This window comes from Lysinibacillus sp. UBA5990 (assembly GCF_002429815.1).
GTDB lineage: Bacteria > Bacillota > Bacilli > Bacillales_A > Planococcaceae > Lysinibacillus > Lysinibacillus fusiformis.
Genome location: NZ_DJAY01000009.1, coordinates 85,867 through 109,534, shown reverse-complemented (window position 1 = coordinate 109,534; position 23,668 = coordinate 85,867). Strand labels below are relative to the sequence as shown.

At 37.1% G+C, this 23,668-nt stretch carries 19 protein-coding genes and 1 tRNA gene; 13 read left to right on the top strand and 7 right to left on the bottom strand.

The annotated features are described in order from the left end of the window. Positions 1–49: 49 nt before the first annotated feature. Together B3D94_RS06120 and guaC are read right to left on the bottom strand one after the other, a co-directional pair. On the bottom strand, positions 50–1,783 hold the full coding sequence (locus B3D94_RS06120) for a methyl-accepting chemotaxis protein (RefSeq protein ID WP_291755724.1): 1,734 nt from the start codon (positions 1,781–1,783) through the stop codon (positions 50–52). Positions 1,784–1,985: 202 nt separating this feature from the next. After that, complete coding sequence (gene guaC, locus B3D94_RS06115) at positions 1,986–2,969, bottom strand: GMP reductase (protein ID WP_069483166.1); 984 nt, start codon at positions 2,967–2,969, stop codon at positions 1,986–1,988. 236 nt (positions 2,970–3,205) lie between these two features. On the opposite strand from guaC, the gene B3D94_RS06110 reads away from it, so the two are divergent. Next, positions 3,206–3,625, top strand: a complete 420-nt coding sequence (locus B3D94_RS06110) for a VOC family protein (RefSeq protein ID WP_069483167.1) — start codon at positions 3,206–3,208, stop codon at positions 3,623–3,625. Positions 3,626–3,669: 44 nt separating this feature from the next. Here the strand turns inward: B3D94_RS06110 and B3D94_RS06105 are convergent, their stop codons facing one another. Both B3D94_RS06105 and B3D94_RS06100 read right to left on the bottom strand, forming a co-directional pair. Beyond that, positions 3,670–5,619 (bottom strand): methyl-accepting chemotaxis protein, encoded by a 1,950-nt coding sequence (locus B3D94_RS06105; protein WP_291755720.1) that lies wholly within the window; start codon positions 5,617–5,619, stop codon positions 3,670–3,672. A gap of 268 nt (positions 5,620–5,887) precedes the next feature. Continuing rightward, on the bottom strand, positions 5,888–7,837 hold the full coding sequence (locus B3D94_RS06100; protein WP_291755717.1) for a HAMP domain-containing methyl-accepting chemotaxis protein: 1,950 nt from the start codon (positions 7,835–7,837) through the stop codon (positions 5,888–5,890). A gap of 206 nt (positions 7,838–8,043) precedes the next feature. Between B3D94_RS06100 and B3D94_RS06095 the strand changes: the two genes are divergently transcribed. Next, positions 8,044–8,418 carry a VOC family protein gene (locus B3D94_RS06095; RefSeq protein WP_036147876.1) on the top strand — a complete coding sequence of 125 codons (375 nt, stop codon included), beginning with the start codon at positions 8,044–8,046 and terminating at the stop codon, positions 8,416–8,418. 96 nt (positions 8,419–8,514) lie between these two features. Here the strand turns inward: B3D94_RS06095 and B3D94_RS06090 are convergent, their stop codons facing one another. After that, positions 8,515–9,261: a hypothetical protein gene (locus tag B3D94_RS06090; RefSeq protein ID WP_069483171.1), complete on the bottom strand. Its 747-nt coding sequence runs from the start codon at positions 9,259–9,261 to the stop codon at positions 8,515–8,517. 269 nt (positions 9,262–9,530) lie between these two features. Between B3D94_RS06090 and B3D94_RS06085 the strand changes: the two genes are divergently transcribed. The 5 genes from B3D94_RS06085 to B3D94_RS06065 all read left to right on the top strand — a co-directional run bounded on the left by B3D94_RS06085 (position 9,531) and on the right by B3D94_RS06065 (position 13,867). After that, on the top strand, positions 9,531–10,700 hold the full coding sequence (locus B3D94_RS06085) for an acyl-CoA dehydrogenase family protein (protein ID WP_069483172.1): 1,170 nt from the start codon (positions 9,531–9,533) through the stop codon (positions 10,698–10,700). A gap of 28 nt (positions 10,701–10,728) precedes the next feature. After that, positions 10,729–11,592, top strand: coding sequence for a transporter substrate-binding domain-containing protein (locus B3D94_RS06080; RefSeq protein ID WP_069483173.1), 864 nt, complete (start codon positions 10,729–10,731; stop codon positions 11,590–11,592). Between the two features lie 84 nt (positions 11,593–11,676). Then, entirely contained in the window at positions 11,677–12,384 is a 708-nt protein-coding gene (locus B3D94_RS06075) for an amino acid ABC transporter permease (RefSeq protein ID WP_069483174.1), read from the top strand. A 12-nt stretch (positions 12,385–12,396) separates the two neighbouring features. Beyond that, positions 12,397–13,098 (top strand): amino acid ABC transporter permease, encoded by a 702-nt coding sequence (locus B3D94_RS06070; protein ID WP_069483175.1) that lies wholly within the window; start codon positions 12,397–12,399, stop codon positions 13,096–13,098. Positions 13,099–13,111: 13 nt separating this feature from the next. Continuing rightward, complete coding sequence (locus B3D94_RS06065; RefSeq protein ID WP_054610187.1) at positions 13,112–13,867, top strand: amino acid ABC transporter ATP-binding protein; 756 nt, start codon at positions 13,112–13,114, stop codon at positions 13,865–13,867. A 113-nt stretch (positions 13,868–13,980) separates the two neighbouring features. Here the strand turns inward: B3D94_RS06065 and helD are convergent, their stop codons facing one another. Then, positions 13,981–16,287, bottom strand: a complete 2,307-nt coding sequence (helD, locus tag B3D94_RS06060) for an RNA polymerase recycling motor HelD (RefSeq protein WP_069483176.1) — start codon at positions 16,285–16,287, stop codon at positions 13,981–13,983. 577 nt (positions 16,288–16,864) lie between these two features. Between helD and B3D94_RS06055 the strand changes: the two genes are divergently transcribed. The 5 genes from B3D94_RS06055 (at position 16,865) to B3D94_RS06035 (ending at position 21,395) form a co-directional block, all read left to right on the top strand. After that, the gene (locus B3D94_RS06055) at positions 16,865–18,277 is read left to right on the top strand and encodes a YfcC family protein (protein WP_258269719.1); all 1,413 of its coding nucleotides are present in this window, start codon (positions 16,865–16,867) and stop codon (positions 18,275–18,277) included. Between the two features lie 31 nt (positions 18,278–18,308). Beyond that, positions 18,309–19,478, top strand: coding sequence for a M20 metallopeptidase family protein (locus B3D94_RS06050; protein WP_291755702.1), 1,170 nt, complete (start codon positions 18,309–18,311; stop codon positions 19,476–19,478). Positions 19,479–19,632: 154 nt separating this feature from the next. After that, complete coding sequence (locus tag B3D94_RS06045) at positions 19,633–20,589, top strand: AAA family ATPase (protein WP_291755700.1); 957 nt, start codon at positions 19,633–19,635, stop codon at positions 20,587–20,589. A 24-nt stretch (positions 20,590–20,613) separates the two neighbouring features. After that, positions 20,614–21,249 carry an RNA ligase family protein gene (locus B3D94_RS06040; protein ID WP_069483180.1) on the top strand — a complete coding sequence of 212 codons (636 nt, stop codon included), beginning with the start codon at positions 20,614–20,616 and terminating at the stop codon, positions 21,247–21,249. A 74-nt stretch (positions 21,250–21,323) separates the two neighbouring features. Then, positions 21,324–21,395: transfer RNA gene (locus B3D94_RS06035), tRNA-Ser, on the top strand. A gap of 39 nt (positions 21,396–21,434) precedes the next feature. Here the strand turns inward: B3D94_RS06035 and B3D94_RS06030 are convergent. Further along, on the bottom strand, positions 21,435–22,625 hold the full coding sequence (locus B3D94_RS06030; protein WP_069483181.1) for a coenzyme F420-0:L-glutamate ligase: 1,191 nt from the start codon (positions 22,623–22,625) through the stop codon (positions 21,435–21,437). Positions 22,626–22,746: 121 nt separating this feature from the next. Between B3D94_RS06030 and B3D94_RS06025 the strand changes: the two genes are divergently transcribed. After that, entirely contained in the window at positions 22,747–23,664 is a 918-nt protein-coding gene (locus B3D94_RS06025) for a LysR family transcriptional regulator (protein ID WP_069483182.1), read from the top strand. Positions 23,665–23,668 lie beyond the last annotated feature (4 nt).

Genomic DNA, 23,668 nt, shown 5'->3' with positions numbered 1-23,668 from the left:
AGAATGCTACGACCAATTCGTAGCATTCTTTTTTATAGGATGTCACATGTCATGTAAAGCGTTCTACTAAATCATACATGCGCTCTGCCTCTGTATGGAGCTCCTGTGAGGAGTGCATGATAGACGTAACGGCTGACTTTTGTTCATCAATGGATGCATTGATTTGCTCTGTTGCAGCAGCAGACTCTGTGGCCACGCATGCTATTTCGTTAATAGCATGAATGACAACTACACGGTTTTCTGCCATTTCACTCATACCCTCATTAAGAGAAACAAGGTGCTCGGTTATATCCTGAATAGAATCGGCTAGGAAAGTAAAAGCTCCTTTTACTTCTGTAATCGACATTGCCTGACTTTGTGAAAGCTGAAGAGTGTGTATCATTTTTGTATCTGAATTGACCGTATCAATCTCAATGCGCTGTAATAGATTTTTGACATGACTAGTTGCTTCATTTGTATCCTCTGATAAATTTCGTACTTCTTCTGCAACTACAGCAAATCCTTTACCGTGATCGCCTGCACGAGCGGCTTCGATACTTGCATTTAGCGCTAATAAATTTGTTTGCTCTGAAATGGAAGTTATTGTTTGAACTACTTGATGAATTTCTTTCATCTGATTTGTTAAACTTGAAAAATTAGTTCTTAATTCTTCGATTACTTGCGTGAATTCATGAGAATTTTGCAGTAATAGATCTACTTTTTGTCTACCATTTTCTTGTGATTGATTAATAGTATTCATATTTTCGGTAATGTCCTTATATTTACTTGTAGCATTAGAAATCAGAGATGATAGTGTTTCCACTTTACTACTAGCCATTTCAGCTTCCTCTGCTTGCACAACAGCCCCTTTAGAAATGTCGTTGATAGCTTGATGGATTTCATCAGCTGAGGCGGTCGTTTCCTCTGTAATCGCACTAAGCATTTCTGAAGAAATTCTCATTTGGGAGGCACTATCCTTTGTATTGTTGACCATCTCATGCAAGCTTTGCTTCATATTATTGACATTATTCGCTAGTGTGCCAAGTTCATCCTTTGTCGTAACGGGGATGTCCTCTCCTGTAAGCTTACCTTGCGCAATATCCGATGTGATCACCATAATTTTTCTTATGTAGGCGGTCATCTGTCCAGAGAAGAACCAAAATAGCACGACACCAATTATAGTAGCTAGGATGGTTGTACCAAGTGTGTAAACTAAAACATTTTTAGTGCCTGCATTAAAATCCATTTCATATGTACCAGCCGCGATAATCCATCCCCAATGCTTGTCCATTTCAACATAAGTAATTTTTGGAGCAACAATATCTGGATTGGAGGGTAGGGCCCAGTCATACCGCACATATCCGCCACCTGCTTGTGCCGTTTCAATCATTTCCTTTACAAAATAACGTCCATCGCTCGTTTGTAAGTCGGATATATTTTGACCTTCAAGAGAGGGGTGAGTTTCAACCATACCATTGTCCTTAAAGGCATAGAAATAAAAATTATCACCGTATTTTACAGGGTTATCGATTGATCGCTTTTGATCTTCAATTTTATTACCAACAATCTGTGTTCTGGCACTTTCCTGTGCTTCCTCTAACGTTAATTTTCCATTTTGAACCTGGCCATCTAATTGTGCAATTAATTCAAGTATGCCTAGAGTACCATTCTTAAGACTTTGTCTACCTACCTGATCCATCTCGCCTTTTGCTACAAAATAATTCACTGTTCCAACCAGCACTGTAGATATGAGAATAACAATAATGGCTAAAGCGACCAACTTATTACGTACTGATTTAATCATAGAAAAGACCTCCGTTCCTCTAAGTAATACAGTATAGTTATAGTATAATATAAAATTATCTAATAAAATAGAAAATTCTGATAATAAATAGAGTATTTTGTTTTTTATTGTAGGCACGGTGTTTATAAAGAAATGGGGATAATGAAATGATCTAAAAAACCCCACTTCAGACTGTTCTGTCCTGAAGTGGGGTTGTAACGTATTAGTACACTTTATCTCCATTGAAGATAGAGTTTTTCACGATTACATAATCAACATTTCGAATAGCATCTAGCTTTGTGCCGCCTGCATAAGAAATAGAAGATTGTAAGTCTTGCTGCATTTCAATTAATGTATCTTTAATATTTCCTTTATGCTCAACATACATTTTCTTTCCTTCGACGTTTTTACGTTCGCCTTTTTGGAATTCTGAAGCAGAGCCGAAGTATTCTTTTACCTTTTTACCCTCGACTTCGATTGTTTGACCAGGTGACTCTTCGTGACCCGCGAATAAAGAACCGATCATTACCATTGAAGCGCCAAAACGTACAGACTTAGCAATATCACCATGTGTACGAATACCACCATCAGCAATAATTGGCTTTGTAGCAGCTTTTGCACACCAACGAAGTGCAGCTAACTGCCAGCCACCTGTACCAAAGCCTGTTTTAATTTTAGTAATACATACTTTACCTGGTCCAATTCCAACTTTTGTCGCATCAGCCCCAGCGTTTTCAAGCTCACGTACAGCTTCTGGTGTTCCCACGTTACCAGCAATAACAAAGCTACTTGGTAAGTGTTTTTTAATATGCTGAATCATACGAATAACAGCATTAGAATGGCCATGTGCAATATCGATTGTAATGAAATCGGGTACTACATTTGTAGCTGCTAATTCTTCAATAAACGCATATTCTTCTTCTTTTACACCAACGCTAATAGAAGCAATTAAATCACTGCCATGCATATCTTGAATAAAGTTAATACGTGCTTCTGGTTGGAAGCGGTGCATGATATAAAAGTAACCGTTTTCAGCAAGCTTCTTAGCAAGAGTTTCATCAATAATTGTTTGCATATTAGCAGGTACTACAGGAAGTTTAAAAGTATGCCCTCCTAAAGTAACGGAAGTATCACATTCTGAACGGCTTTCTACAATACATTTTGCGGGAATTAGTTGAATATCTTCATAGTCAAATACGTTATCCATTATATACACTCCTAAAATACGAATATTTTTAATGATTTATTTTAAATTGTTCGCCATTTGGTAATTTACATGATTTTTGAGGAAATGTCAAAGCTTTTGCTAAAATAAATAAAAAATTTGAAGATAAGGCTATATTTCTTATGTTATAGATGAATTATTTATCTTTTAGTTTGTGTTATGATTTATAATCCATGTACAATATAATTGTTTCAAAAAATGTCAAGGGAGTGTTGGAAATGGCGGTAGAGGTATATTTAGTTTTTAACGGGAATTGTCGAGAAGCTGTAGCGTTTTACGAAGATGCTTTTAGTACGGACAAGGCTGAAATTATGACGTTTGGGGATTCACCACAAAACCCTGATTATCCATTACCAGAGGAAGCAAAAGATCTTGTTATGCATACACGACTTTCCGTATTCGGTAGTAGAATTATGTTCTCAGATACATTTCCAGGCTCACCATATGCGGTTGGAAACAATGTTACATTAGCAGTTGTTTCTGATGACGAAGAGCAGATGCGAAAAGCATTTGATAAGCTTAAAGATGGTGGGAAAGTTGTTATGGAGCTTCAAGAAACTTTTTGGAGCAAATGTTACGGCTCCCTTACAGATAAATTTGGTGTAGAGTGGCAGTTTAGCCATGAGGTAAATGAATAATTAATATAATTCAAAGCACGGTGATTGGTCACCGTGCTTTATTGTTAGTAATGAAAACGATCGACATAGCCCTGTAATTCATCCGCCATATCGAGTAATGCTTTAGAAGATGATGCGATTTCCTGCATCGAGGACAATGTTTGTTCAGTTGAAGCGGCTACTTCTTCAGATGCTGCTGCATTGAGTTTAGCATGATCCGACAGTTCAATGGCCGTTGCCGAAACCTCTTCCACTACAGCAGACATTTCCTGAGCAGAAGCCGATATATCCTCCATTTTAGGAGCAATGTTTCGTAAGCTCTCAATAATACTTATAAATTTCTTCTTTGTGTCCTCAGACAGTTGTAAGCCCTCTTGGACATCTGTAGAAGCCTTCATCATGGTTTGAACAGATTTAGCCGTATCTTGTTGAATGCCTGTAATTAGCGTGGCAATTTGCTCTGCTGATTGATGAGATTGTTCTGCCAATTTACGTACTTCATCTGCCACAACTGCAAAGCCTTTGCCATTTTCGCCAGCTCGTGCTGCCTCAATCGCTGCATTCAATGCAAGAAGATTTGTTTGGTCTGAAATATTACTAATAATCTCGATGATGGAGCCTATTTCTTTTGTACGATCGAATAGTGATTTAATCATGCTATCAGACTGTGCTACAGATTGATGGATGGATACCATTTGATTCACCGATTGTTCGACAGATTGTCCACCCTCCACTGCTAAATGGATAGCCTGACTGGATAGATCAGAGACTTGTAGTGCACTATCTGCTACCTCTACAACTCCTTTTGCAATTTCCTCTATGGAAATGGCATTTTGATCGATTCCTGTTGTTTGTTTTTCTGTACTGATAGCTACTTGCTGCATTGCCTCTGTCACTTGTTCAGAAGCAGCGATATTCTGCTCAGCATTTGCTGAAAGACCTTGTGCAGCAGTTTGAACATGCTGAGAGCTTTGATCAACATTGCGAATGAGCTTTTTTAAGTTTACTTTCATGGAGACAAATGCCTCACCAAGCTGTCCAATTTCATCCTTCGTATGAATATCAATATATTCCGTTAAATCCCCATCACTTATTTTTAGTGCGCTCTGCTGTAATCGCTTAATAGGGCTAACAATGGATTTAATCATAGCAAGCATAAAAATAATGCCAACAATAATAGAAACTGCAATGATTAGTAGGGTGATATTAAAGGTTGCTGAGGCAGCATCTGTAGCCTCTACGGTAAACATTGTTCCGATAACCTTCCATCCTGTCAGTTCGTTTGTCTCAAAGCGTAAATGTTGGTTTTTTTCAATAATGATGCCTTCCTGTTGTTCATAAACCTTGGATATATATTTTTCTGTAGCTTCGGTGCCGCTTTCCTTATCCCTTTGTGCTACATATAGCTGATTATTATCCAGTATGGCAGCAAAGCCGGTTTTCCCAATACGAGTATCATCTGTTAGTGCACTTAGAACAGAGATATTTAAATCTAAGGCAATAACACCTGAATCATCAGGGAGAGCTTGCATAACGGTCACTACGATATTATTTGTAGATTTTGATAGATAAGGAGAAGTAATCGATGCTTGTCCCTTGTTTTCAACCGCTTCTGTATACCAAGGTCGAACACGCGGATCATAATCGCTTGCATACTCATGGATAGGTGCATCAATCATGCCACCATCTGCAGTACCAATATAAAGCAATTCTACCTCTGGATGTGTATGAACGTATTCTTGGAAAAGATTATTCAATTCCTGACGATTCTCTGGCTGTAAATGAGATAGATTTAACTTTTTTGCAAAATATTCAATATCATGTACTTTAGGCGCAATCATATTTGTAATATTGGTATTTAGCATTCTGACACTTTCCATAGCACTTGCTTGTTGCTCCTTTAAAATTTGACTTTTAGTACTTTTAAAGGAGGTATAACCGATCATAAGTGCAGGAACGAGAAGGATGACTAAAAATGCAAAGATGAGTTTCTTTCTTAAACTAAGTTTTTTCATAGGGTATTCCTCCTTAACATGTCATGATTAGTTTGTAGATCATGGGACAACGAAGGCTAATAATTGTTGTTCATTGAATTAGTCTTTCATGTTGTAATCTGATTCTAAGAGGAAAAAGGAGAATAATCAACATAATTTTCTGAAAAATCTGGAAAATAAAGTTATGTTTTGGTGATATTTAAAGAAAAATGTCCTATTTTGTAGTTCTTTACAAAAGAAAAATCTGAGTTCAATGAAGTACTGAACCCAGATTTTAAAATGAGGTACCTTAATAGTGAAAACGATTTACATGACCCTGTAATTCATCAGCCATATCAAGTAACGTTTTAGCAGCAGAAGCTATGTCTTGCATGGAGGATAAAGTCTCTTCAGTTGAAGCTGCAACTTCCTCTGTAGCGGCTGCATTTAATTTAGCATGGTCTGATAGTTCAATGGCTGTAGCAGAGACTTCCTCCACGACTGCTGACATTTCTTGAGCAGAAGCCGAAATATCCTCCATTTTTGGTGCGATGTTTCGAAGGCTTGCAATAATATTGGCGAATTTTTTATTCGTTTCCTCCGTTAGTTGTAAGCCATCTTGGACATCTGAAGATGCTTTTACCATTGTTTGTACAGATTTAGCGGTATCTTGTTGAATCGTCGTAATGAGTGTAGAAATTTGTTCTGCTGAGTGATGTGATTGCTCTGCTAATTTTCGAACTTCATCGGCCACTACGGCAAAACCTTTTCCATGCTCTCCTGCTCTAGCTGCCTCTATAGCAGCATTCAGCGCAAGTAAATTTGTTTGGTCTGAAATCGCACTAATCATTTCCAAAATGGAGCCGATTTCTTTTGTGCGATCATAAAGTGTCTTAATCATTGTATCTGATTGTGTAACAGACTCATGAATCGAATTCATCTGCCTAACGGTTTGTTCGACAGCTTGACCACCTTCCTCTGCCAATTGGATAGCATGGCTAGAAAGGTCAGATACCTGCATAGAACTATCTGCAACTTCGACAACCCCTTTAGCAATTTCCTCCACGGAAATCGCATTTTGGTCAATAGCAGTAGTTTGTTTCTCTGTACTGATAGCCATCTGTTGTACGGCGTCAGCAACCTGCTCAGAGGTAGCAATATTTTGCTCAGCGTTTGCAGATAAATCTTGAGCAGAAGTTTGTACATGCTGCGAGCTTTGGTCCACGTTGCGAATCAGTTTTTTCAAGCTTACCTTCATAGAGATAAAGGCTTCACCAAGTTGCCCAATTTCATCCTTGGAATGAATGTCTATAAACTCAGTTAAATCGCCTTCACTAATTTTTAAGGCGCTATGTTTTAGCTTATTAATGGGATTAACAACAGATTTAATCATAAAGAGCATAAAAATCACACCAACTACAATTGAGACAACAATGATTATTAAGTTGATATTTAATGTGGAGGCAGCTGCTTTTGCTGCTTCTACGGTAAACATTGTACCAATAACCTTCCAACCAGTAAGCTCATTAGTAACAAACTGTAAATGACGATCTCTATCAGTAATCGTCCCGCTTTCTTGTTCATAAACTTTCGCGATATAGTTTTCTGTTGCCTCCGTACCACTTTCCGTATCAGGCTGAGCAATATAGATTTTATTGTTATCTAAAAGAGAGGCATAGCCCGTTTCGCCGATGCGTATTTCATTCGTAATGTCGCTTAATGTAGAAATATTTAAATCTATTCCTAATACACCTGAACCATCTGGTAGAGCTTGAGTGATGGTAATGACCATATCATCTGTAGATTTTGAAACATAAGGTGCGGTAATTGAGACTTGGCCATTATTTTCTAAAGCCTGCTTATACCAAGGTCTTGTACGAGGGTCAAAGTCATCCGCATACACTTGAACAGGTTCATCCAGTAGTTTCCCTTCAGCAGTACCAATATAAATAAGGTCAACTTCAGGGTGCATATTCACATATTCCTGTAGAAGGGATTTAAGCTCAGGAATTTTATTTTCCTGGAAATAAGATTGATTAAACTTTTTTGAGAAATATTGTACATCTTGCAATTTTGGTTCAATCGTGTTCGTAATATTTGTATTAAGTATGCGCACGCTTTCAGTTGCACTAGCTTGCTGTTCTTCTGAAATTTGCTTTTCAGCGCTTTGGTACGACACTATTCCAATTAACAGTGTTGGAATGAGAAGCATTGCTAAAAACGAAAAAATAAGCTTTTTTCTTACACTTAGTTGTTTCACTTGTATTATCCTCACATAACATTTTTTATTCTATACTTTTCCCTATAAGGTAAATAATTCTCATTCTAACAGAAATAAAGTAAAAGGTAAGCCCTAAAAGATATTATTATCAATTTTTAGAAATTTCGCTAAACAGATTTGTTAGAAGCTATATAATGCTTTGATTTGTTGTATACTAATTTCATAAAAGAGGAGGGAATAGAGTCATGATTCATCAAATTGGACAAGTCATGTTATATGTTAACGACCAAGATGCTGCAGTGAAGTTTTGGACAGAAAAAGTAGGGTTTATTATTAAAAACGAGCAGGAAGAGGCGGGAATGCGTTGGATTGAAATTGCACCGTCGAAGGAAGCTCAAACATCCTTTGTGCTACACAATAAAGAAATCATTGCTAAAATGCAGCCAGAATTAAATTTAGGAACACCCTCTATTATGTTTTACGCTGACCAAATTGAAGAAATGTATCAGGATTTTCAGGCAAAGGGCATTAAAGTGGGCGATTTAGTCATGATGCCAATGGGTAGAGTTTTTAATTTTGCTGATCCAGAAAACAATTACTTTGCATTAGTTGAAAAATAATAATAAATGAATGAATCTGCTTATTTTTGTCGTGAAGTAGGCAAAAATAAGCAGATTCCTGTTTAATATCTTCTTATATAAATGTGAGTTAGCCCTCTATGATAAATCTTCTCCGAAAATACTAACCGTTTGTCGATCTACTACAAATTCATGGCCATCCCATTTTAATATATTTTCCACATACCCTAAGCCATCTGCATGGTACCTACCTGCAATCTCTTGATAAGCTAAAATTTCATAGGTCCCATCCCGATCATAATCAACAGGGTATAATCCACTAATTGGGTCAACCCAACCTTCAATCTGTTGCTTTAATGTCCCATCTGGATGATAGATTTCTGCTAAATATTCCGGGCCTTTATATTGTAGATCAAGTATATATTTTTTTGCAGGAGCCTTACTTTGAACAACTGCCTTATAGTTGTTGGCATAATTGACAGTATAGTGGAGCTTGGTATTGAATGATTCTGTGTCAAAAATGGAATGCACCTGATTATTGGTAGAGGAGAATAATTCCCCGTTAATAATTCCTCCGCTACCTCCTGTATCAGAAATGACCAAGATATCCTCAATATGATTTCCAGTAAAATCTCCTAGAAAAATGGTTGGGTGATAGCCCACATTTTCTTTTAGTGGGATTTGTTCGATTCGCCCTGTTTGCCCGTAAAAAATGGTTAAGGTTATGTTTTCCCATAAAGGGCTACCAGGCTTTTGAGTCCCCATTAAAAAAATAGTTTCAAAGAAGCCATCCCCATTAATATCTCCAAATTTAGTTTGAATAACCTGTGGTGCTAAATGGGATGCGATGCCCGCACCTTGCGGAGAATTTATGTTATTCGTCATATATACACCTCTCTCATAGTCTTAGCATATGTTGTAAACAAAGCTTGGTGCATAAAAATTCGAATAGGTCTAAACCATATTAAACAGACAAAAAAACTTGAATTTCACCCATTGACATTTTTAAAAGTGATAAGTAATATAAATGTCAACGAATCAGAAAATTCAGTACCACATGTTATCTCACTACAAATTTGTAGCGCGGGATTTTTTTTATTATTAATTCTTAGTAAATATATAAGATTTATATATATTGGGAAGAAGGAGATTTTTTGAAGAATTTATTTGTTAAAACGGAGCAACAACGATTTTGGTTAGAGAAGTTAGAAGCCATCTCAAGTCCTATAAAGGCCGAGGCAGCTGAGGTAGATGAACAATCTCGTTTCCCGTTTGAAGCACATCGACTACTCCAACAAATTGGTTATCCGCAACTGACTTTACCGAAACAATATGGAGGAGAGGGCCTATCAGTCTATGACATGGTGCTTATACAAGAAACATTAGCAAGCTATGACGAGAATGCCTCGCTCTCCCTCGGATGGACATTAGGCGTTGTGGGCGAAATATATGCCACAAAATTATGGACGGAGGATTTATTAACGGCATTCGCAGAGGAAATAAAGAAAGGCGCCATGATTAATAGGGCTGTAAGTGAAGCAGCAACTGGGAGCCCAACACGTGGGGGGAGACCAGGAACAAATGCTGTTTCACTAAAAGACGGATGGCGCATAAATGGACGCAAAATCTTTACTACAGCTTCGCCAGTGTTAGATTATTTCCTCACTTCAGCTTGGATTGAAGAGAAGCAACAAATTGGGTTCTTCCTTATCCATAAAGATTCAATAGGATTATCCGTTGAGGAAAATTGGGAAATGTCTGCCATGCGAGGTACTAGCAGCCATGATCTCGTATTAAATGATGTCGTTGTGGCTAAAGATCACTTAGTCGAATTACCAAACCATCCTAGTGGTGGTAAAATAAATGGCTGGATTCTACATATCCCGGCCACATACTTAGGCATTGCACAAGCTGCCCGTGACTATGCCGTACATTTCGCTAATCATCATCAGCCTAATAGCTTGAATGCCCCGATTAGTACATTACCAAATGTTCAACAGCTTTTAGGAGACATTGAGTTAAAGCTTCATCAAGCACGCTTTGTCTTATATGGGGTAGCTGAGGCATACGATGATCCGGCAAGACGCGCCATTTTAACAAATGAAATGGCTGTTGCTAAACATACCGTAACGAATATCGCAATTGACATTGTTGATAAGTCGATGCGTGTAGTCGGGGCGAAAAGCTTACAATTGTCAAATCCGCTACAGCGCTATTATCGAAACGTACGTGCGGGGCTTCATAACCCACCAATGGATGATATGACCATAATTAAATTAGCAACGGCTGCTATCGAACAGCAGAAATTAAATGACCATCTATAATAATGTGGATAATAAGGAGAAATGTTTCATGAAGAAGAATAAGATATTTCAATTTGCCGCGATTGGATTGGCTTCCATCGCACTTTTAGCGGGCTGTAATTCTGGAGAATCAGCTGATAAGAATTCAGATGATGGTAGCGAAGTTCGTACCGTCAAAGTTGCCTATGATCAGGCCTCAAAGCCTATTAGTTATATAGATGATAATGGAAATCCAACAGGTTATGACGTAGAGGTAATGAAATTAGTAGATGAATTATTACCTGACTATCAATTTGAATATGTAGGAACGACAAGTGATGATTTATTAATTGGTGTAGAGCAAGGGAAATATCAGGTTGGGGTGAAAAACGCATTCTTTACACAGGAGCGTACAGAGAAATTTATTTTCCCAAAGGAATTTTTAGGATTAAGTAGTGCAGGCCTAGTATTACGTAAAGAAGATGAAGGGATAAAGACATTAGCTGATTTTGCGAAAAAGGGCTATTCGTTGGCACCTATTGCAGCTAATAACGCGCAATACACAATTATTGATGAATATAATACGGCCAACCCTGACAATAAAGTAAAGCTTCAAGCGGGTGACGCATTTACAGTTGATGTTGTGCAGTGGGTAAATGAAGGGCGCGTCGATGGTGGCGTTATGATTGAAGGACCATTTAAACAGCAAGTACTTGCAGAAGATGGACCCTATAATAACTTAAAAGATGAAGTAGTCTATAATGAATTTTCTGTGATTAAAACATGGCCACTTTTCAATAAAAAAGAACAAGAATTTGCGGATGCTTACGATAAAGCCATTGCTCAAATTAAAGAACAGAAGCAAACAAACGAATTGAGCACGAAATTCTATGGCCGTGATTTATTTGAAGTGTTAGAAACTGTTAATCGTTAATTTAAAGCATATTGACCATTATGAAGACTGTTGAGGCTGGCATGCTCAGCAGTCTTTATTCATAAAACAAAAGTTGGTGAGGAAATGGATAAATACTTTGACGCGACCTATATTTGGAGCGCAATACCCGTCTTATTACCGTTTTTAAAAATTACGTTTTTAGTGGCAGGGTCCTCTATTGTCTTAGGCACAATATTTGGCTTATTACTAGCAGCCGCTAAGCTCTCTTCTGTTAAGCTATTACGAAAACTAGCGAATCTATATACAACGATTATGCGATGTACACCATCTATTGTTTTATTATTTCTTGTCTATTATGGTGTACCCACATTAGCTGAAAACCTTGGTCTCAATCTCCATTCCATTGAAACGGCTATTTTCGTGGTAGTAACATTCACCTTACAATTTGCAGCAATTATGTCAGAGGTGATGCGATCGGCTTATTTAGCCATTCCGAAAGGGCAGTTTGAAGCGGCTGTTAGTGTAGGGTTAACGCCCATACAAGCCTACCGAAGAATTATTTTCCCCCAGGCACTTGTCGTCGCATTACCGAACTTTGGAAATGGCATGATTGCTTTATTACAGGAAGGTGCCTTGGCCTATACGATCGGATTAATTGATATTGTAGGGAAGGCCAATTTAATTATAGCTAGTAATATTAATGCTCATGCCTTAGAGATTTATATCGCCTTGGCTATTATTTATTGGGTACTATCTATTATTATTGAAAAAATATTTTCTATATTAGAAAAGATATTTGGTAGGGGTAAAAAGACTTTAGAAACAACGTAAGGAGGCGTAACCATGAATTATCAATTTTTACTTGAAACATTTTTTGTCGCATTATCAGGTGTTCCTATCGCACTCCTTGTCACTGTTGTTGCTTTGTTGATTGCTCTACCCCTAGGGTTTTTACTAGCATTAACGAGGATTAATAAAATTCCAGTAATACATCATTTAGCAAAGATCTACGTATCCTTTGTGCGAGGAACACCAATTATTATACAAATCTTTATTATTTATAGTAGTATTCCGCTTATGTTAAAAATTATTTTTGAAAAATATCAAATTCCATATGATATATATAAAATCAATCCAATATGGTATGCATTTATTGTGTTTGCATTCAGTTCAACAGCTATATTAATAGAGGTATTTCGTTCTGCGCTAAGTACCATTGAAAAGGGACAATTAGAGGCAGCATACTCAGTAGGCTTGACAACATTCCAAGCATATACCCGAATCATTATTCCACAAGCATTAGTTGTTGCGCTACCGAATATTTGTACTGCGACAGTCAATTTGATTAAAGCAACTTCCTTAGGGTACGCAATGTCTTTACCTGAAATTACCTTGAAGGCAAAGGTGGCTGCAAATGTCGGCTACAATTACGTGGAAGCCTATCTTGATATCTTTATTGTGTACTTGATTTTATGTAGCACTGTCGAATACTTGTTCAAGCGATATGAAAAATATTTAAGCAAATACAAAGCGGCAAACGCCTAAGGGGTGAACGAACATGTTAGAAATAAAAAATATTCATAAATCATTTGGTGAAAATGAAATTTTAAAGGGTGTAGATCTAGCTATTGATCAAGGTGATGTTGTTGTTATTTTAGGTCCTAGTGGCTCAGGAAAAACAACACTATTACGTTGTATCAATTTTCTAGAAAAAGCGGATCAAGGGCATGCAACATTTGGAGATATTGAAGTTGATTTTCAACATGTAAAGAAAAAAGACGTACATGCAATTCGCCAACGTGTGGCATTTGTCTTCCAAAATTATAATCTTTTCACGAATAAAACAGCATTAGAAAATGTCACGGAAGGGCTAATTATTGGACGTAAAGTTGCTAAGGCACAGGCTGTGGAAATTGGCAAAAAGGCTCTTGATAAAGTAGGCTTATCTGAAAAATATAATGCATATCCAAGTCAGTTATCTGGAGGTCAACAACAACGGGTAGGAATTGCACGCGCAGTAGCATTGAATCCTGATATTATTTTATTCGATGAGCCAACGTCTGCACTTGACCCCGAATTAGTAGGCGAGGTACTACAGGTCATGAAAAATATTGCAGCTGAGGGGACAACAATGCTTGTGGTGACACATGAAATGGGCTTTGCGAAAGATGTAGCGAATCGTGTTATTTTCATGGATGGAGGCGTTGTGGTAGAGGAAGGTAGCCCTCATGATATCTTTGTTAGCCCAAAAGAGGAACGCACAAAGAAATTTTTAAAGCGTGTCATTCCAGAAGACTATACATTCTATATATAACAAGGATGATTTCCATTCGGACTAAGCTCCGATGTATGCAGGGGTGTTATCTGGAGCTTTGTAGCCCTGAATGGAAATCACTTCGCTTATTTAATATTTTATGAAACACTTCCCTATGATTGAAGGAAGTACGTTAATTTGTTGATGGAATAAATGTGCAACTCATGCATAGCTCTTGTACAGGCTGTATAGAAATAGTTACGTTCTGTTTCTCGTGAATAGTTGGCTGCTGATGCATTATAGATAAGGACCGCGTCAAATTCGATCCCCTTTGCCATATAGGCTGGGAGTAATAATATACCCTTTTTAAATTGCTTAGTATTGTGCGTAATAAGTTGAATATCAACGTGATTGCTTAATTGTTCAAACACTGCTGAGCATTCTGCTGCAGTTTTACAAATAACAGCGATCGTTTCAAATTTATGAGATAGTGTGTTGATGCTCTGGATAATTTGTTTATTTAATTCCACTTCATTTGGCAAAATTGTAATTGAAGGTTCTGGGCCATTTCGGTTAAACGCCTCTACTACACTACCATCATTTAAAATTTTAGCCGTGAGCTGAATAATTTGCTTTGTCGAACGATAGCTTTTCGTTAAAATCATCTTTTCTGCATGCTCGCCATATAATTGAGGGTCGAGCAGAGAAGGATTATCAAAGGTATGCGGATGTATGGTTTGATGGCCATCGCCTAAAATCGTCATACGAGCTTTAGGGAATAACTGCTGTAAGACGGTTAGTTGGAATGGTGAATAATCTTGTGCTTCATCAATTAATACATGACGAATTGTCGTATTTGTCTGTTGACCTTCAATTTTATCCTGTAAATATAAAAATGGAGCTGCATCTTCATAAGCAATCAATCGTTTTGCTAAATTAGGAAGGGTGTTTTGGCAAATGTCCTCCCAATTGTCTGGTACAAGCTGCTGAAATTCTTGATAGAGAGTATTAGATATATCAAATAGTTGACGATAGGTACCTAATATATGAACGAACCTTAATTGATTGACAGAGTTTCGTAATGGTTTAAAATGTTTTTTTACAATTTGGCGCGCTAATTTTTTGCGTTCATGATCAAAATCATCAAATGAGTTTTCAGTATAGCGTCCCTCATATAAGAGCTCACTGTAAGACTTGGAGTAGTCTTCCTTGTCTAATAGCTCAGTCGCTTCTTCTACCCAATCCTTCGTACGTTCAGCTCTTTCAATTTTTGTTAATTTTTGTAATAACCATTCCTTCACTAATTGTAGGCGATTTGGTATGGACATGGAGGATGGGAAAGAATAAAAGTACTCCGTAATTTCCTGTGCAGTAATAATTCGTTCTCCACGAAAAACAATGTTTTTAAATAATAAGCCTTTGTTCGACAAATAGCTTACATATTGGTCGATCAATTGTTTGTAAGTCAGACTTGCTTTAAACGAAATGCTATTTAATTTTGTTACATATTGAGCCTCATCTTTTTCTGTTAATAGATCTTCAAGTTGCTCATAAGGATATTCTAATTGGAACTGACGCCCTAAACGTTTTTCAGCATATTCAATAAACGTTAGTTGTTGCATATTGTCTTCACCTAAATCAGGTAAGACGGTATGGACATATTGATTAAAAAGATGATTAGGTGTAATTAGTAGAATTTGATCTGCTGTCATTTCATTACGATATCGGTATAATAAATAAGCCACCCGTTGGAGTGCAACGGCTGTTTTACCACTACCCGCAACACCTTCTACTATGAGATAACGTGAGTGGATATGGCGAATAATTTTATTTTGTTCCGCTTGAATAGTTGCAACGATACTGCGAATATGTTCGTTTGCATTTTGTGCAAGGATATCGAGCAATAAGTCATCACCAATGGTTAGGCCCGTATTAAACATGGATTGTAGCTGACCATTTTTAATAATAAATTGCCGTTTAAGCAGCATCTCACCGTGAATATCCTCCGTTGTAGTTTCGTATGAAGCTTCACCAGGTGTGCAATCATAATACATACTGGAAATGGGTGCACGCCAGTCATAAATGATGATGTTTTCATCTTGCTCATCCAAAAGTGTGGCAACACCTATATAAATTTTTAGAGGTTCACAATGCTCACTTTGTAAAAAATCGATTCGTGCAAAATAGGGTGACTGCTGTAAACGTTCATAAACCTTTACATTTCGAATGGCCCTTTGCTGTGCAAGTTCTGAGTCTGAAAGTAGCTCTACTTGTTGTTTAATAGCAAAGAATGTTTCATCAACATCCTCAGCAGTATCTAAATTGACTCTGACATCGTTCCAGAAAGTTTTCTTGATGGCTACAGCATTTTCTTTAAACCCTTTTTCTTTAAGCAGTAATTCCTTCATTTTGTCATCAATAATATTTAAACAACTCTCAAGGTGCTGCTTTTCTTCAATCCACTCATTTTGATTTTCCAATGTCTACTCACATTCCTCTCCATAGTTTTTTATTCGTTCGGCATGAACCCTTACCTTTATAGATGGTGGGATGTAGGTAATTGTGATTCCCTTTTCACTGGCTAAACACTGATCCTTTGAATAACTCCAAAGTCTTCAAACGTAATTTATCTCAAGGAGATTTGGTATGGTGATTGAATCAGGAAATTTATCATACATCTACTTCAGTAAGAAGTATAGTCTAGTAATTTTTGTAAATTTGTGATACAATAATGGTATAAGTTAATAAAATATTGATATGCATAGACTGCTCTACGAAAAGGTGGAGCAGTCTTTTTTATATGTAGAAAAGTCCAGAATTATTCCTGCTTTTAAAGAAATGATTATTAATTACGTGTCCTATTAGGAGAAATAAATTTATTTGAATTATCAAAATATATTGACTTTTTATAATCTATTTTTTATTCTTGTGTATAAAGTTTCCGTTAATCGGAACGGTTTTCCGTATAACGGAAAGTGTGGTGTGTATTCATTTGCCTAATTGCTACGTTGTCTATGTCTTGGTTTAAAGAATAATAAATAGTAGGGGGAGACGATTATGGTAAACCTGCATCAAGAAAAAAAAGAAAATGAACCACGTATAAAGGGAATTAATGCATTTGTATTAATGTTTATTATTATTTTAGTAATGTCGCTATTAACGTATATTTTACCAGCGGGACAGTATGAAAGAGTTGAGAGTAATGGGAGAATGGTTGTTGATCCGGAATCCTTTCAATACATAAGCTCAAATCCTGTTGGCTTTCTAGAAATATTTAATAGCGTGCATTTGGGAATGCTTGAAGGTGCTCCCATCATTTTATTTGTCTTTTTATTCGGCGGGGCTTTAGGGATTATGCAAAAAACGGGTGCTATTGATTCGTTTATTAAAGTAATGGCCTCTAAGTTTGGGAAAAAAGAGTACGTACTAATCCCAATTCTCGTATTAATATTTGCTAGTTTAGGAACATTAATTGGCTCTGCAGAGGATACGCTAGTATATATAGCAATTATCATCCCCTTAACGATGGCACTAGGTATGGATGCAATGACAGGCTTTGCGATCGTTATGCTCGGTACATTAGCCACGGGCTTTACATCGGGAATTACAAACCCTTTTAACATTGGTGTTGCTCAAACGATTGCTGAGCTTCCGATGTATTCAGGGATGTCATATCGAATAGTCGTGTTTGCAATTTTTTATATTTTGACAGTCCTTTTTATATATAGACATGCTAAAAAAGTAAAAAGCGACCCATCAAAAGGGATTTATGGAAAGTTTAATCCAGAAGAAAGTATAAAGATTGATCTGGACTTTAAGATAAGTACACGACATTTAATGGCATTATTCGTCCTATTAGGTAATTTTGTTGCATTAATTGTAGGGGTAATAAAATTCCAATGGTATATAAGTGAAATTGGCGGAATCTTTCTATTAAGCAGTATTATTATGTCTATTATATGTAAAATTGGACCGAATAAAATGGCTGAGGGGTTTATTACTGGCGCCCGAGATATGGTAGAAGGTGCTCTAATCATCGGATTTGCCCAAACCATTTTAGTGATAACGACGAATGGAGGATTAATTGATACTATTCTACATTTTGTTTCTAATGCCGTAAGTGTTCTACCAGCTTCTATAAATGCAGTAGGGATGTTTTTACTTCAGCTTTGCTTAAATTTCTTAGTACCATCTGGAAGTGGACAAGCAGCGTTAACGATGCCAATTATGACACCCTTAGCAGATTTAATTGGTGTAACTAGACAAACAGCAGTACTGGCTTTCCAATTTGGTGATGGTATTTCAAATATGGTTATTCCAACAAGTGGAGTTTTATTAGCAGGATTAGCAATAGCAGGTATCCCGTTTTCAAAATGGGTAAGATGGGTATTTCCTTATTTCCTTATCCAGACAAGCTTAGCGATTGTCTTATTAGTTATTGCGCATCTCATAAACTATGGACCCTTTTAATAAAATAAATCATATAGTAGGAGTGATTAAATTGATAGAAACAATTGATTTAAAACAACAGGTAATTAAATGGCGTAGGCATTTGCATATGTATCCAGAATTATCACATCAGGAACATGAGACAGCCCGATATATTTATAATCAACTAGTAGCCTTTCCACATTTAGAGGTGAAGCGTTTAACAGAGACGAGTGTATGCGCATTTTTAAAGGGGACGAAAACAGAAAATAAGGGGCATACCATTTTACTACGAGCTGATATTGATGCATTGCCGATTGAAGAAGAAACGGATTTACTGTTTAAATCAACCAATCCTGGAGTCATGCATGCGTGTGGTCATGATGCCCATCCAGCGATGCTACTTGGTGCAGCAAAAGCATTGGCTGAGCGTGGGACAGATTTTTGTGGAGAAATTCGTTTTGTTTTTCAGCATGCTGAAGAGGTGACGCCTGGAGGAGCTGCTCAACTAGTAGCCCTAGGAATTGTAGAAAATGTCGATTATGCCTTTGCTCTACATGTGAGCCCTGATTATGAGGTAGGACAATTTGCTATGAAAGAAGGTAAATTTACTGCAGCAGCAGATGATTTTGAAATTAAAATCTACGGTCGGGGCGGCCATGCGTCTACACCAGAGGTCGCTATAGATCCATTACTTATTGGTTCTGAAATAGTTGTAGCTCTGCAAACAATTGTGTCACGTAAAGTACCTAGTACACATGCGCCTGTTTTAACGGTGGCAAAATTTCATTGTGGAACGGCCTTAAATATTATTGCAGATACAGCAGAGCTTGGTGGAACGATTCGTTCACTAGACCCCACGATTCGTGTAGATTCGCGAAAGCATTTAGAAAAGATAGCTACAAGTATTGCTTCCATGCACGGTGCAAAGGTAGAAATTAAATGGGAGCTAGGATGTCCCTCTGTTACAAATGATAAAGAGTTAACAGCGTTATCTCGCCGTATAGCGGGAGAGATTGTGGGAGATACAGGTGTGAAGGAGTTACCTGGACCAATGTTTGGTACTGAGGATTTCGCAGATTTTTCAGAAGTTGTTCCTTCATCGATGCAATTTATAGGGGTACATAACGAAGAGTTTGGAGAAGCGTACCCATTACACCATCCTCGTTTTAAAATTGATGAAGAAGCTCTAATTTATGGTGTTCGTTACTTTGAAAATATTGCACGAACACTATGTCCCTAAGAGGGAAGTAAGCTAAAAATAATTCATATAGAAGGCATGAGTGCGATATAGTACATGACTCATGCCTTTTAAATTGCTTATAAGGATATATTGAAAAGCACTAAAGGATTGTTTATCTTATACGATATAGAAACTTGAAGGGAGGTGAAAAGAGATGAAGGTAATTTTTACAGTGGGATTACCTGGAAGTGGAAAAAGCACATTTGTGAAACAGCTAGCGAAAAGAGAAAATGCCGTTGTCCTTTCGAGTGACGCTATACGTCAGGAGTTATTTGGTGACGCAACAAAACAGAAATCACGTCAGGTCTTTCGTACATTATATGAGCGTCTTAATGACCTTGTGGCAAAGGGTTATACGGTCATTGTAGATGCCACTAATATTGAACGGGAACGGAGGATATTTGCACTGCGTAAATTGCCAAGCTCGATTAGGAAGGAATGCTATTATTTTGACACACCCTATTCCATATGTGTAGCTAGAAACCAACAACGGAAGAGAAATGTACCATTAGTGGTGATGGAGAAAATGAGCAAGCATTTAGAATTTCCGACGGCGGGAGAAGGATTTGATGAAGTGCATATCGTACATGAATCCAGCCCCTATGCAATTTCTCGAAAACAATTTATTTCGCTTATTCAACGTGAGCCCAATTATGAGGAGCTTTTTCAAACACTTCGAGCAATCCCACCTTTTAAAGAGATTTATCATTTCAATCAAGAAAATCCACATCACCAATTTCTATTATGTCAGCATACTTATTTTGTCTTTGCCTATATCAATGAATACTATTCGGAAAGTGATAAGCTGGCATTACAAGTAGCAGCATTATTCCATGATGTTGGCAAGCCATTTTGTAAAAAATATAAGCCACTGCAACAACGATTTGGCTATTTTGGCCATGAAAACGTATCAGCACAGATAGTTTGTCATTTTTTATTCGAATTGGGCTTTGAAGAGGATTTTGTTTTAAAGGTCGTCTATTTAGTGCAATTCCATATGTTAATCCAGTATGGTGGCGATAGAGGGGGAAGTGAAATCTATCATTTATTAGATGGGGATTTATTAACAAGACTTTACTTTTTCCGTGAGGCCGACCAATTTGCTAAATAAACAGTAGAGAAAGGAAGTGTAAATATGATGAAATTAATGAAATATCCAAGAAGCTTTCATTTACCATGGAGCAGAAGCTATACACATGACGACAAGGTTGCTAAAAATGTGAATCATTTTATTGGAAAAGAGGTTGTTGTCACTGAAAAGTTAGATGGAGAAGGAACAACGCTGTACAAAGACTATATGCATGCTAGAAGCATCCATTCAGCTAACCATCCTTCTAGACATTGGGTCAAAACATTTCATGCTAGTTTTTCTTATCAGATTCCAGATAGTTGGCGATTATGTGGGGAAAATATGTATGCTAAGCATTCTATATATTATCAGGCATTAACAAGTTATTTTTATTTATTTAGTATTTGGAATGAAAATAATATTTGTTTAAGTTGGGATGAGACAGTTGCCTTTGCGGAAAAATTAGGTGTTGAAACGGTGCCTGTTTTATACAGAGGGATTTTCGATGAGAATAAAATAAAACGAATGTTTACGGGAAAATCAATGTTTGATGGTGAGCAAGAGGGTTATGTCATTCGAAATGCCGGATCCTTTCATTATGATGATTTCCAATATAATTTGGGCAAATTTGTGAGACCTCACCATGTTCAAACAAGCGAACACTGGCTACAAGAAAAAGTAATACCTAACCGTTTAAAATAAACGTAATTTATTAATTTATGAAAAGGACTGAGAAAAATGTAATACTTTATACAATAAATCAACCATCGTATATATGAGGAAGTTGCTAGGCTGCATATCCCTTTAATATAGGGATTACAGGTTCGATTCCTGTCATCCTCCATCCAAAAAAGAACTCTCGTCACTAGTACGAGAGTTCTTATATATTATTTAGTGTAATTGTCGAAATAACCTTGAATGTAAATCATAGGAGTTCCTTTGTCTCCTGAACCTGATGTTAAATCAGATAAAGAGCCGATAAGGTCAGTTAAGCGGCGAGGTGTTGTTCCTTGTGCAGCCATTTGACCTGTCAAATCTTCATCCTTATTTTGAATGTATTCAGAAATAGCAGCTTTTAACTCTTCTCCTCGAAGATCAGCAAAGTCATTATCTGCTAAATATTTTAATTTAACCTCGTTAGGAGTTCCATTTAATCCGGCTGTGAATGCTGGAGAAACAACAGGATCAGCTAACTCCCAAATTTTACCCACAGGATCTTTGAATGCACCATCTCCGTAAATCATAACTTCTACAGTTTTTCCTGTAGCTTCTTTGATTTTAGCTTGGATACCGTCAACAATCGGTTGGCAAGTATGAGGGAACAACTTAATACTATCTTCCGTAGCTTTGTTAGAGCCAAGTAGACCGTACTCAGCATTGAAACCAGAACTATTGATGGATTCAGCTAAAATATTATCAAGGCTGTAAACTTTTTCAGCACCGTTTGCTGTTAAAATGCGCTTTGTGCGGAAACGTGAGTGAATATCACATGCTAGAACACTCTTTGTATAATCTAAAATTGTTTTTGGGTTATTGGAGAAGATGACCTCACATGTAGCCCCTTCTGCTTCAATTAATTCTTTATAGTATTCAATATAATCTACACCAGTAAATGTATGCTTTTTATAGCCGAAATGCTCGCGGAATTCCACTTCATTTAATGTATCTGTCCAAGGATTAATGCCTTTTACATCTAACTCATCGATATCGACAAGATGATTACCAACCTCATCTGATGGGTAGCTTAGCATTAAGACAACCTTTTTAACGCCCTTAGCAATACCACGTAAACAGTTAGCAAAACGATTTCGACTTAAAATAGGGAAAATAACTCCTACAGTATCATTGCCAAATTTCGCTGCCACGTCCACAGCGATATCATCAATTGTTGCGTAGTTCCCTTGTGCACGTGCTACTACTGACTCAGTTACGGTCACAATATCTCGATCCTCAATAGTGTAACCTTCTACTTTCGCAGCATTTAACACTGTATCTACAACGATTTGTTCAATATGATCGCCTTCGTTAATAATAGGACCACGAAGACCTCTTACAACTGTACCGATTACACGTTCCAACTTAATCTCTCCTCATTTAACTTTTGTAAAGTGATGTAAAATCCATATGGTTTTACTATACGCCTCACTCATGATATAAGTAAAATTAATAGTTCGTATACTAGCTATAAGAGGTGCTTATATGATAGGGAAATTAGATTTATACCGTGTTTTTAGTGTTGTAGCTAAAAATAATAGCTTTTCAAGAGCCGCCAAGGATTTATATATGACTCAGCCTGCTGTTAGTCAAGCTATGATGCAACTGGAAAAGGAGCTTGGTACACGTCTTTTTAATCGAACGCCTAAGGGGGTAACTTTGACAACAGAAGGCAGCCTGCTATTTGAATATACAAATTCGGCTTTAGGACTGTTAGATGCGGGTGAAGAAAAGTTATTAGAATTTAAAAATTTAACAACCGGGCAACTAAAGATTGGCGTAGGAGATACGATTTCACGTTTTTTCCTTATGCCTTATTTAGAAGCATTTCATACAATGTATCCGAATATTAAGTTGGAAATGTTAAATGGTACTACCTCTGAAATTTGCAATTTTATTAAATCGGGTGAGGTGGATATCGGCTTTTGTAATTTTCCCATAGAGGATTCGACATTACAGTTAACGGTATGTACGGATATTCAGGATATTTTTGTCTGTGGGGAGAAATATAAAACATTGGCTTCTAAAAGTTTAAGCTATGAGGATCTGTTAAAATTCCCCCTTATTTTCCTTGAGAAAAAATCGAATTCACGAAAATATGTAGAGGATTTCTTATTATCCAATGGGGTCCATATTGAACCTGAGTTTGAGTTAGGTTCACATGATCTTGTATTAGAATTTGCCCGTAGTAATTTAGGAATCGCATGTGTTACAAAAGAGTTTTCAAAGGATTATCTCCATCGAGGACTTCTATACGAATTATCTTTAGATGGGGATATTCCGCCAAGGAGTATAGGTATGTGCTTTTTAAAGACCGTACCTCTTTCTAGAGCGACGACCAAATTTGTCGAAATCATTGAACATAAACGTTTTAATACTAGAAGAACCATTAAAAAAGCTTAGCGAC

What these genes read in the sequence shown, in the direction of transcription:
- B3D94_RS06120 (WP_291755724.1), bottom strand. Translation starts at nt 1,783, where the DNA reads ATGATTAAATCAGTACGTAATAAGTTGGTCGCTTTAGCCATTATTGTT.
- guaC (WP_069483166.1), bottom strand. Translation starts at nt 2,969, where the DNA reads ATGGATAACGTATTTGACTATGAAGATATTCAACTAATTCCCGCAAAA.
- B3D94_RS06110 (WP_069483167.1), top strand. Translation starts at nt 3,206, where the DNA reads ATGGCGGTAGAGGTATATTTAGTTTTTAACGGGAATTGTCGAGAAGCT.
- B3D94_RS06105 (WP_291755720.1), bottom strand. Translation starts at nt 5,619, where the DNA reads ATGAAAAAACTTAGTTTAAGAAAGAAACTCATCTTTGCATTTTTAGTC.
- B3D94_RS06095 (WP_036147876.1), top strand. Translation starts at nt 8,044, where the DNA reads ATGATTCATCAAATTGGACAAGTCATGTTATATGTTAACGACCAAGAT.
- B3D94_RS06090 (WP_069483171.1), bottom strand. Translation starts at nt 9,261, where the DNA reads ATGACGAATAACATAAATTCTCCGCAAGGTGCGGGCATCGCATCCCAT.
- B3D94_RS06080 (WP_069483173.1), top strand. Translation starts at nt 10,729, where the DNA reads ATGAAGAAGAATAAGATATTTCAATTTGCCGCGATTGGATTGGCTTCC.
- B3D94_RS06075 (WP_069483174.1), top strand. Translation starts at nt 11,677, where the DNA reads ATGGATAAATACTTTGACGCGACCTATATTTGGAGCGCAATACCCGTC.
- B3D94_RS06070 (WP_069483175.1), top strand. Translation starts at nt 12,397, where the DNA reads ATGAATTATCAATTTTTACTTGAAACATTTTTTGTCGCATTATCAGGT.
- B3D94_RS06065 (WP_054610187.1), top strand. Translation starts at nt 13,112, where the DNA reads ATGTTAGAAATAAAAAATATTCATAAATCATTTGGTGAAAATGAAATT.
- B3D94_RS06055 (WP_258269719.1), top strand. Translation starts at nt 16,865, where the DNA reads ATGGTAAACCTGCATCAAGAAAAAAAAGAAAATGAACCACGTATAAAG.
- B3D94_RS06045 (WP_291755700.1), top strand. Translation starts at nt 19,633, where the DNA reads ATGAAGGTAATTTTTACAGTGGGATTACCTGGAAGTGGAAAAAGCACA.
- B3D94_RS06040 (WP_069483180.1), top strand. Translation starts at nt 20,614, where the DNA reads ATGATGAAATTAATGAAATATCCAAGAAGCTTTCATTTACCATGGAGC.
- B3D94_RS06025 (WP_069483182.1), top strand. Translation starts at nt 22,747, where the DNA reads ATGATAGGGAAATTAGATTTATACCGTGTTTTTAGTGTTGTAGCTAAA.